This window comes from Sedimentibacter sp. B4 (assembly GCF_000309315.1).
GTDB classification, from domain to species: Bacteria; Bacillota; Clostridia; order Tissierellales; family Sedimentibacteraceae; genus Sedimentibacter; species Sedimentibacter saalensis.
The window spans coordinates 1-9,979 of record NZ_CANG01000039.1; the positions used below are offsets into that span (position 1 = coordinate 1).

The 9,979-nt window shown below is 35.7% G+C and carries 12 protein-coding genes; all 12 read right to left on the bottom strand.

The genetic code is table 11. From position 1 onward, the window contains the following. Window positions 1-12: 12 nt before the first annotated feature. Window positions 13-576, bottom strand: coding sequence for an orotate phosphoribosyltransferase (gene pyrE, locus BN358_RS08290; RefSeq protein WP_019228769.1), 564 nt, complete (start codon window positions 574-576; stop codon window positions 13-15). A gap of 80 nt (window positions 577-656) precedes the next feature. Then, window positions 657-1,559, bottom strand: a complete 903-nt coding sequence (locus BN358_RS08295) for a dihydroorotate dehydrogenase (RefSeq protein WP_019228770.1) — start codon at window positions 1,557-1,559, stop codon at window positions 657-659. Further along, on the bottom strand, window positions 1,559-2,296 hold the full coding sequence (locus BN358_RS08300) for a dihydroorotate dehydrogenase electron transfer subunit (RefSeq protein WP_019228771.1): 738 nt from the start codon (window positions 2,294-2,296) through the stop codon (window positions 1,559-1,561). The genes BN358_RS08295 and BN358_RS08300 overlap by 1 nt, the downstream gene beginning before the upstream one ends. An 8-nt stretch (window positions 2,297-2,304) precedes the next feature. Further along, on the bottom strand, window positions 2,305-3,168 hold the full coding sequence (pyrF, locus tag BN358_RS08305; RefSeq protein WP_019228772.1) for an orotidine-5'-phosphate decarboxylase: 864 nt from the start codon (window positions 3,166-3,168) through the stop codon (window positions 2,305-2,307). A 62-nt stretch (window positions 3,169-3,230) separates the two neighbouring features. After that, window positions 3,231-3,656, bottom strand: a complete 426-nt coding sequence (locus tag BN358_RS08310; RefSeq protein ID WP_019228773.1) for an aspartate carbamoyltransferase regulatory subunit — start codon at window positions 3,654-3,656, stop codon at window positions 3,231-3,233. After that, entirely contained in the window at window positions 3,656-4,582 is a 927-nt protein-coding gene (gene pyrB, locus BN358_RS08315; RefSeq protein WP_019228774.1) for an aspartate carbamoyltransferase, read from the bottom strand. The genes BN358_RS08310 and pyrB overlap by 1 nt, the downstream gene beginning before the upstream one ends. A 199-nt stretch (window positions 4,583-4,781) precedes the next feature. Continuing rightward, a complete protein-coding gene (locus BN358_RS08320) occupies window positions 4,782-5,003 on the bottom strand; it encodes a DUF951 domain-containing protein (protein WP_019228775.1) in 222 nt (73 codons plus the stop codon). Window positions 5,004-5,014: 11 nt separating this feature from the next. After that, entirely contained in the window at window positions 5,015-5,623 is a 609-nt protein-coding gene (gene yedF / locus BN358_RS08325) for a sulfurtransferase-like selenium metabolism protein YedF (protein WP_019228776.1), read from the bottom strand. A gap of 8 nt (window positions 5,624-5,631) precedes the next feature. Further along, the gene (locus BN358_RS08330; RefSeq protein WP_019228777.1) at window positions 5,632-6,297 is read right to left on the bottom strand and encodes a CvpA family protein; all 666 of its coding nucleotides are present in this window, start codon (window positions 6,295-6,297) and stop codon (window positions 5,632-5,634) included. A 24-nt stretch (window positions 6,298-6,321) separates the two neighbouring features. Then, entirely contained in the window at window positions 6,322-7,392 is a 1,071-nt protein-coding gene (locus BN358_RS08335) for a DUF5711 family protein (RefSeq protein WP_019228778.1), read from the bottom strand. Between the two features lie 118 nt (window positions 7,393-7,510). Then, the gene (locus BN358_RS08340) at window positions 7,511-8,650 is read right to left on the bottom strand and encodes an aminotransferase class V-fold PLP-dependent enzyme (protein WP_019228779.1); all 1,140 of its coding nucleotides are present in this window, start codon (window positions 8,648-8,650) and stop codon (window positions 7,511-7,513) included. A 75-nt stretch (window positions 8,651-8,725) separates the two neighbouring features. Beyond that, window positions 8,726-9,979, bottom strand: a 1,254-nt coding sequence (locus BN358_RS08345) for a dihydroorotase (RefSeq protein WP_019228780.1), incomplete at its 5' end; no start/stop codon positions are given.

Here is a 9,979-nt window from a genome sequence, read left to right on the forward strand (position 1 = left end):
TAGTTTTTTTGTTTAAAATTTTCTGCTTCCTGGTTTAACAGGTGCTGAACCGTCTTTGCATAGCGGACAACTGCCTTCATCATAGGTTTCAAATTCAAGTTCTACAGCACTGAAAATTGGAAGTGATATTTCACTTGCTTTTCTGTCAACTATACAGCCAAGCCCTATAATCTCTCCTCCGAGATTTTCTAAAACTCTTGCAGTTTCCATAGACGATTTTCCAGTCGTTACTACATCTTCCATAATTAAAATTCTTTCGCCGGGCTTTATTTCAAAACCACGCCTCAATGTCATCAGATTGTTTTCTCTTTCAGTGAATATGGCTCTTTTTCCAAGCTGTCTACCAAGTTCATATGCAGCAGTAATACCTCCCATGGCAGGCCCAACTACTACGTCTATGTCCAGATCCTTAATTTTTTCTGCAACTATTGATATTACTTTTTCTGTTTTGTCCGGGTACTGCATAAGCTTTGCACATTGGCAATATTTGTTGCTGTGTTTTCCTGAAGAAAGAAGAAAATGTCCTTCTAGAAGTGCTTCACATTCTTTTAATATTTCCACCACATTAATACTCATTGTTATCCTCCATAATTTTTTCAGCATTTTTATCTTTTATGATTTTCATTCTTAATTCTTAACTCTTCACTCTTAATTTATTAAATGATCCCTCTTATCTCATCAAAGGATTTAATACCTTCCCTGTCCATGAACTCTGATAGTCCGTTAATTATGTCTACGGCAATGTCAGGTTTTATGAAATTGCCTGTACCTATTTGAACAAGCGTAGCACCTGCCATAATAAACTCTACAACATCCTCAGCGCTCATTATTCCTCCAAGCCCGCAAACCGGAATCTTAACAGATTTTGCTGCATCTCTGACCATTCGAAGCGCTATGGGTTTAACACATGGACCGGAAAGCCCTGCATAGATGTTGTCAAATACTGCCTTTCGCTTTTTTATATCTATGGCAAGAGCCTGTACGGTGTTGATTAATGATATTCCATCTGCTCCTGCAGATTCACAGGCTATGGACATTTCAGATATATTTTCCGCATTGGGAGAAAGTTTCACCATAAGTGGTTTATTGCATATTTTTCTAAGCTTTGACACAATCTCATATGCAACAGCTGATTTTATTCCAAATGCCATTCCTCCGCTTTTTACATTTGGACATGAAATGTTCAGTTCAATCAAGTCAACATCTGTTTCATTTAACTTGTAAATACCTTCATAATAATCTTCATCGCAGTGTCCTCCAAGATTTGCTGCAATTATGGTGTTGTAGCTTTTCATTCTTGGAAGCTCCTGATGGATGAAACTGTCAACTCCCGGGTTTTGAAGCCCTATGCTGTTCATGAGCCCCATGGGTGTTTCCCACAACCTAATGCCTGTGTTCCCGCTTCTGCCGTTCAGTGTAAGGCCTTTGCTGCAAATTCCTCCAAGAATTGAAACGTCATAAATTTCAGAAAATTCTTCTCCAAAACCATATGTTCCTGATGCAGTCAAAATCGGGTTTTTAAATTCCAATCCCATTGCATTGATTTTTAAGTTTGCCATCATTCACCTCTTATCAGTTCATCGCTTGAAAATACCGGACCGTCTTTGCATGCCCTTTTATTTCCGTTTTTTGTCTCAACAGTGCAGCCAAGGCACACCCCCATGCCGCAAGCCATTCTTCTTTCAAGAGATACATAACATTTTACATTATTTTCCATACAATTATTTATTATTTTATTCATCATAATTTCAGGTCCGCATGTGAGAACCGTTCCATACTCTTTATAACTGATGAAATCTGTTACAAAACCTTTTTCACCCATACTTCCGTCTTCTGTAACTACAACTGTTCTGTCTGCGTACTTTTTGAATTCATCAACAACATATGAATTTTCTTCATCTTTGAACCCAAGAAAAACATCTGCATTTTTACCAAGTGCTTTTACAAGGTACAAAAGAGGAGCTATGCCTATTCCACCTCCAACAACTGCCGTCTTTCCGCTTAAATTGTCAATGTCAAATCCATTTCCCAAAGGTCCGAAAAGCTGAATCTGGTCATCTTCTCTCAACGTGCTGATTTTAGTTGTTCCCTTTCCTTCAGTCCTGTAAAGAAATGTCACTGTATTTTTACATGAGTCGTGCACGCTTATAGGACGCGGCAGCAGGTAAGAATTATCAAGGGTTTTAAGCATAAAAAATTGACCCGGTTTTATATTGCCTGCAAATTCGCAAGAAAGCCTGTATATATTTTTTGATAATTTTTCATTTTTTATGATTTTGCTTTTAACAACCTTCATTGTACCTCCTAAATGTGAGCTCTTATGTCGTCTCTCATCCTAATAGCTTCTCTTCGGGCACACATTGCAAAATCATGCTCCCCATTTTCTTCATTTTTATATGCTAGCAGTATTCCTCTTGATGAATTTACTACAGCACCGTTTCCATTGATCAAATATGTTGCTATGTCTTCTGCTTTTCCCCCTTGTGCTCCGTATCCTGGTATAAGCAGGAAGACTGATTTCATCTTGTTTCTAAGAGCTAATCCTTCTTCATTGTTCGTTGCTCCAACAACTGCCCCAATTGAACTGAAGCCACATCTTCCCACATTTTCCTCAGCCAGTAACTGTATTCTTTCACCAACTGTTTCATACAGAGGAACACCGTCTTCATCTCTTATATACTGGAAGTCTTTTGCTCCCTTGTTGGATGTTCTTACAAGGGCAAATATTCCCTTATCATTTTCTTTGACATATTTTAAAAAAGGTTCAAGGCTGTCGTTAATACCCATATAAACATTGAGTGTTACAAAATCAGCCTCGAAATCTCCTGTAAAATGGCCTTTTGCATACATTTCAGCAGTCTTGGAAATATCTCCTCTTTTAATGTCAGCAATGGATATCATGCCTTTTTGCTTTAGATACTTCAAAGTATCAGAATAGGCTTTCATCCCTTCAATTCCTAATGCTTCATAATATGCTATCTGTACCTTGTAGCAAGAAACTACATCATATGTTGCATCTATTATTTCTTTATTGAAATTATATATTGCCACTGCTGTACTTTCAAATTTATCAGCAAAATCCTTTGGCAAGTAACTGTAGTCTGTATCCAGGCCCACACAAACGTGGCCTTTTTCTTCCACCAGTTTGAATAATCTGTCTGCAATCATTTTATACCTCCATTTAATTCAGCATATGATTATAGCTGATGATATTTCATCAGCTATATTTATTAATTCTGTTCGTAAGCTGTATCACAGTATACGCAACGGTATATTTTCTTTTCTTTGTCAGTGAGCTTGAATTTATTTGTAATTTCCTGCTCAATAGAAGTAATACATCTTGGATTCTTGCATTTAACTATATTTTCTATAGCTGAAGGCAACTCAAGATTGATTTTTCTGATTATTTCTCCGTTATCTATTACGTTAACAGTTATGTTAGGATCAATGAACCCCAGGACATCAAGATCCAGATTTATTTTGTCCTCAATTTTGATAATGTCTTTTTTACCCATCTTCTTGCTTTTAGCATTTTTAATAATTGCAACGCTGCAATCCATCTTATCAAGGTTTAAATACTTGTAAATCTGCATTGCTTTACCTGCCTGAATGTGATCAATTACTAAACCTTTGTTTACGCTATCTATGTTTAACATTATATCTCCACCCCCAACAATTCCATTATCAATGCCATTCTTACGAACATTCCGTACTTTGCTTGTTTGAAGTATGCTGCTCTCGGATCAGAGTCAATTTCTGTTGAAATTTCATTGACCCTTGGAAGAGGATGCAGGACTATCATATCACTTTTTGCGCTTTTCATTTTTTCTGAATCTAAAATGTAGCTGTCTTTCAATCTAATATAGTCAGCTTCATTGAAAAATCTTTCTTTTTGCACTCTTGTCATGTAAAGTACATCCAGTTCATCCATTACATTTTCAAGTCTTTCAACTTCTTTAAATTCAATTTTGTTTTTAATAAGTATTTCTTCTCTTATATAGTCAGGTATCCTCAATTCCTCAGGGGAAATAAGAACAAATTTTATATTATCATATCTTGAAAGTGCCTTTATAAGTGAGTGAACAGTTCTTCCGAATTTCAAGTCACCGCATAATCCAATAGTAAAGTTATCCAGTCTTCCTTTTAATGTTCTGATTGTCAATAAATCTGTCAATGTCTGAGTGGGATGCTGATGTCCTCCATCTCCTCCGTTTATAACAGGCATGTCTGTGCTCATGGCTGCAACCATTGGAGCACCTTCCTTAGGATGTCTCATTGCTGCAATGTCTGCATAGCATGCAATTGTCCTTATTGTATCTGCAACACTTTCTCCTTTTGCTGCTGAACTTGAGTCAGCTGAGGAAAATCCCATTACACTGCCCCCAAGTCTAAGCATTGCTGCTTCAAAACTCAGTCTTGTTCTTGTGCTTGGTTCATAAAATAATGTTGCCAGTATTTTTCCTTTGCATACATCTGCATATGCTGCCGGATTCTCGATGATTTTTCCTGCCAGGTTCAACAGCTCATCAAGTTCCTCCAGTGATAAATCCATTGGTTCAATTAAACTTCTGCCTTTTAACATATTTCCTCCTTATTAGCCTCTCCGGACTACTTTAAAGTTGTAAATAAAAAATCTTCCATGCACAGCAAGGAAGACTTAAGTCTCTAAGATCACTTTTCCTTCCCAGCCTCTCTGTGCCAGATTAAAGGTATTTACTTTTTAATTATATTATTACATTTCAAACCATATGTCAACAAATATTTATTACTATTCTTATTTTTTATTCATCATTCTCTGGAAGATCAGATGGTGTCTGAACCTGGCTAACAATCTTAGTAATTCTTCTTTCCACTTCACTTCTGGGAAGCCATACCTGTCGTTCACAAGTTGTGCACTTTATTCTGAAGTCTGCACCAACCCTAAGAATTTCCCAGTCATATCCTCCGCATGGGTGTTTCTTTTTCAGTTTTACTACATCTCCCACATTTAACTGCATTGGCATAATATTCTCCTTTATATCATAACAGTATTGTCTGATTCTGATATCAAATCAACAATATCGTACATATTTGATACTGATCCAACCTCTAAATCATTTGTAATTTCAAAGAAATTTAAACATGTTCCACATGAAACAATTTTAACTCCACCTTCTTCAAGCTTCGTCAGATCATCTAAAGAATCGGATCCTTTAACAGTTAGTTTAACTCCTGAATTTAAAAATACCATGAAATCCGGATATGGTTTTTTCTCGGACACTGTATATATGAAACTTTTCATCAGTATTTTTCCCAAATCATCTGATCCCTTGCCTAGCTTATCTGAGCCAAATACAAAACCTTTTTTCTGCAATTTATTGACTGAGTTGTTCTTCTCAGATTCCTCAGCTATTATAACTTCACATTCATTACAAACTTCTCTGTTAAGATATACATAAATTCCATCGTTTTTATCTTCTGTTCTTGTATTAAAGTTAAGTTTAGCTCCAAATTTCAGCACATTTGATTTTGCTGTTTCATTGTCTACTATTACAGTTAATTCATTCTCACCTGCATCTGATTCCTTCTTAGTCAAAATAACAGGCTGCGGGCATAACTTGCCTCTTGCGTCAACTACTTTCATATTTCCTCCTAATTATTGTAGAAACCTTTATAAGATAAATAATTCAACAATATATTGTTATCATAGAATATTTTACTTGATTCCGAATTTAAAACACTTTGTGATAAGGAACTATCCTGCATGAAACTTATTATGGGAGAACTCAGTGCAAATACAAGATACAGTATTACAGCACTTTTAAGTATACCTGTTGCTCCTCCAAAAAGTCTGTTTGTTAGATTAAGCAATGGAAGCTTAAATATAACATTTATCAGGTTTGATAATACAACCAGCGCTACATATATTATCAAAAATGTGATTATAAAACTAATTGACCTTATTGCTATAAGGCTTATATTGTCTACAAACAATGAAAATGTGTCTACTTGTTTAACTGTTCCTGAATTCAATATATTGCTTACAACATTTTGCAGTTCTGCCGGCAGATGATCCGGATTCTTAAATGTTTCAACTATACTGCTTGATAGCTTGCTTTCAAAGAAATCATGAATTTTCACAAATAATTTAGTATTGTTCAAAAGAAAACTTTCAACTATGTAATAAAACTCTTTGCTTACAAAAAATGCAACGATTGTTCCAAGTGTGTCAAAAAGAGTCTTTATGAATCCTCTTCTATACCCTTGAAAACACGAGTAGACTACAAAAATCACAATTAGAATATCAATAAAATTCATTTGTTCCCTCCTTTTATAACATATTTATTTGATTATGCCAGACACCAGCTTGTCCTTGAATAATATTTTTATAGTACTTCCTTCCAACACATAGTCTTTAATGCTGTCTTGGTTATCCTCAAATATTTTATCTGTTTTGCTTCCATGAATAAGAAATATTGCATTGTCACTGCTGACAATTATTTTGTTATCAATTACCTCTACATTCTTCATGCCAGCTGGTGTATTTTTAATTTCCTTAATCTTTCCCTCAAAATTATATGCAATTAACTCGGTACTATCATCGTGATCATACAGCATGTATATTTTTTGGCTGTCTTTGTGGATTTCTATATCTGAAATCCTATTGTATATGCTGTTCTTCCACATTAATTTTCCATTTGTGTTATAGTAATATATATTCTTGTCACCTATGGCAATTATATTATTATTTACAATCTGAGTTTTAACCAATAATTCATTTTCAATTGTTGTGTTCCAAAGCTCAACATCATCAAGAAGATTGAAATAAAGTGTATTCTCGGGAATCCCCTTCTCAAAGTTCAGCGTTATCAATGAATAACCTTCAGATTTATCCCCTATGGCTACCCCAGTAATAATTTCATCAAATTTCTTGTTATCAACAACAACTTCATTGTTATCGTTCATTATGTACAGAGAGTTTTTTCCTGTATCTGTCTTGACAACCATATATGTTTCGTCATTTTCACGTGAAACATTTAATATATCACCTGCAATTTCAGCTACTACATACCTTTGATTATTCTTGTCAATCACTTCTGTGCTGTTTTCCATCTGCCTGAATATGTAATTGTCAGTTACGAAGACTTTTTTAGAAAAGACTGCATTCTCACTTTCCCAAATGCTTGAGTTGTCATAATTGATAAACTTCATCTTTTGATTGTTGTAAGTAATTATCCCTCCGTCAAAGAATTTGTATTCATCGAGAGTGTCAAGATGAGTACTTTTTATATTTACAATGCTGTACACCTTTTTCTCATCCAGTGCTGAAAAAAATTCTTCTCCATAGGTTGAATACAATATTCCAACTACAATTATTAAAATTACAGAAATAAATATAATTGTCTTTTTCATAGTCTATCCTTGTTTAAATATGTTAACTAATTATAACAAATATAAAAATACATTGCATTAAAAAATTATTAAATGTTTTGACAAGAAAATTGTAAAACAATTTTCTTGTCAAAATACTTTATCTTTCTGAAATTTCATTTAGTGCTTTTGCTGCTGCTATTACGTCTGTTCTTATTGTGAAAGGTCCTATGCCAAATCTTACTGCACCTATATTTTCTGTACCTATTGTCTTATGAGCCAATGGAGCACAATGAAGTCCCGGTCTGACTGCAACGTTGTATTCCGTGTCAAGAATATATGCAACTTCTGAAGAATCCATTCCTGCAATATTGACCGGAACAACACCGCTTCTGTCATTTATATCCTCTGGGCCATAAATTACAATTTTAGGATTTTTTCTCATCTCATTGATGAATGTCTCAAGAATATTTTTTTCGTGGCTTAAAATCGATTTTGTGCCCTTGTTTAAAATATACTTTAACCCAGCATTGAGACCTGCAATGCCCGGAAGGTTATGAGTACCTGCTTCTAATTTGTCCGGATAAAAATTTGGCTGATGAGGGTTGCTTGATTCGCTTCCTGTCCCACCCTCTTTGAGTTCCTTTATTTCAGCATCGCTGTTAATCAACAAGGCACCTGTACCTTGCGGACCAAGAAGGCCTTTGTGTCCGGGTACAGCTAAAAAATCTATGTGCTGTTTCTGCATGTCTATCTCTAGCACGCCTGCACTTTGAGAACCGTCTACCAAGTAAAGAACATTTCTCCTCTTGCACATTTCTCCGATTTTTTCAATTGGAAATATAGTTCCTGTCAAGTTCGATACATGGGTTGTGACAACCATCCTTGTGTTGGTCTTTATGGCCGCTTCTATGTCCTCAACATTTATCTTTCCTTCATGAGAACAGGATACTATTGTATTTTCAACTCCAATATTTTCCAGTTCTTTTATAGGTCTTAATACCGAATTATGTTCCATTGCTGTTGTTACAACATGGTCTCCTGGTCTTAGTATACCCTTTATTGCCATATTTAATCCATCTGTTGCATTGAATGTAAGAATAACCCTCATGGGATCGTCGAAATTGAATAGTTCTGCCAGAAGTTCTCTTGTTTCATATATTACTCTTGCACCCTCTATGGCCATGGCGTGGCTACCTCTTCCAGGGTTAGCCCCGTACTTTGTCATGGCGTCCATCACATTTTTATAAACTGATTTAGGCTTTGGGTATGTTGTGGCTGCATTATCTAAATAAATCATTATATCACCTGCTTCTTGTATTTGTAATATTATATGTGGCTTTTGCTCTTTGGGTATAAATACATCCATAACGGATCATTTATCTTCGTATACTATTTTGCCCCTGCATATGGTAAATTTAACTTTTCCCTGCAGTTCCCTTCCGTAATAAGGTGAGTTACTTGATTTAGAATAAAACTCATTAACTACCCAGCTTTCTTCAGGATTAAAAATCACCATATCAGCAGGATAATTTTCTTTTAAAATACCGGTATTAAGATTGTACAACCTTGCAGGGTTTATTGTCATTTTCTCCAATAATTTTAAAATGCTCAAATGCCCGCTGTTCACAAGGTATTTAATACCTACTGCCAATGCTGTTTCAAGACCTATAATCCCACTTGGAGCCTTTGAAAACTCTTTTTCCTTCTCCTCACTGCTGTGAGGGGCGTGATCTGTTGCTATGATTTCTATGGTATCATCCTTGAGTCCTTCAATTATTTTGATCCTATCAGCTTCAGTTCTAAGCGGAGGATTCATTTTTGCATTTGCTCCATATGTGAGAACATCATTCTCTGTCATTGAAAAATGATGAGGAGATGCTTCTGCCGTTACAAATGCACCCATTTTTTTTGCACATCTTATTATTTCCACCGCATTACCGGAGCTTAAGTGCTGTATGTTCACTTTTGCTCCCATAGAAACAGCTAATGCACAATCTCTTGCTACCATTACATCTTCAGCCAGATGGGATGCTCCCCCCATACTAAGTTTTTCAGATATTATCCCTTCATTAACACCTGCACTTTTAATGAGATTTGGATCTTCTTCGTGAAAGCTGACTGGAACGTTTAGGCGTCTAGCTTCTTCCATGGCTTTAAGCACTATGGCTGTGTTCATAATAGGGTACCCGTCATCAGTGAATCCCACTGCACCATTGTTCTTAAGTAATTCCATGTCAACTATTTCGTTACCCTTCATGCCTTTTGTAATAGATGCTGCCGGCAGTACATTTATAGGAGATTTTTTTGATATATTCATAATGTATTCCAATGTTTCAGGATTGTCCACAACCGGATCAGTATTAGCCATACAAACAACCGTTGTAAATCCTCCCCTTGCTGCTGCATTTGCACCTGTAAGAATATCTTCCTTGTAGGTAAAACCAGGGTCCCTGAAATGAACGTGAACATCTATGAGTCCCGGAGCAACAACCATTCCTGAAGCATCTATTACTCTGCAGCATTCATGAACATCAATATTTTCAGCTATTTTAACTATTTTATCATCTTCAGTCAATATGTCTGCAACTTCATCCCTTCCAGAATGAGGATCAATTATTCTTCCATT

Excerpts from the sequence above, each read along its gene's own strand:
- BN358_RS08335 (WP_019228778.1), bottom strand. The coding sequence starts at position 7,392 with ATGAAAAAGACAATTATATTTATTTCTGTAATTTTAATAATTGTAGTT.
- BN358_RS08330 (WP_019228777.1), bottom strand. The coding sequence starts at position 6,297 with ATGAATTTTATTGATATTCTAATTGTGATTTTTGTAGTCTACTCGTGT.
- BN358_RS08340 (WP_019228779.1), bottom strand. The coding sequence starts at position 8,650 with ATGATTTATTTAGATAATGCAGCCACAACATACCCAAAGCCTAAATCA.
- BN358_RS08300 (WP_019228771.1), bottom strand. The coding sequence starts at position 2,296 with ATGAAGGTTGTTAAAAGCAAAATCATAAAAAATGAAAAATTATCAAAA.
- pyrB (WP_019228774.1), bottom strand. The coding sequence starts at position 4,582 with ATGTTAAAAGGCAGAAGTTTAATTGAACCAATGGATTTATCACTGGAG.
- BN358_RS08295 (WP_019228770.1), bottom strand. The coding sequence starts at position 1,559 with ATGGCAAACTTAAAAATCAATGCAATGGGATTGGAATTTAAAAACCCG.
- BN358_RS08310 (WP_019228773.1), bottom strand. The coding sequence starts at position 3,656 with ATGTTAAACATAGATAGCGTAAACAAAGGTTTAGTAATTGATCACATT.
- pyrF (WP_019228772.1), bottom strand. The coding sequence starts at position 3,168 with ATGATTGCAGACAGATTATTCAAACTGGTGGAAGAAAAAGGCCACGTT.
- BN358_RS08320 (WP_019228775.1), bottom strand. The coding sequence starts at position 5,003 with ATGCCAATGCAGTTAAATGTGGGAGATGTAGTAAAACTGAAAAAGAAA.
- yedF (WP_019228776.1), bottom strand. The coding sequence starts at position 5,623 with ATGAAAGTAGTTGACGCAAGAGGCAAGTTATGCCCGCAGCCTGTTATT.
- pyrE (WP_019228769.1), bottom strand. The coding sequence starts at position 576 with ATGAGTATTAATGTGGTGGAAATATTAAAAGAATGTGAAGCACTTCTA.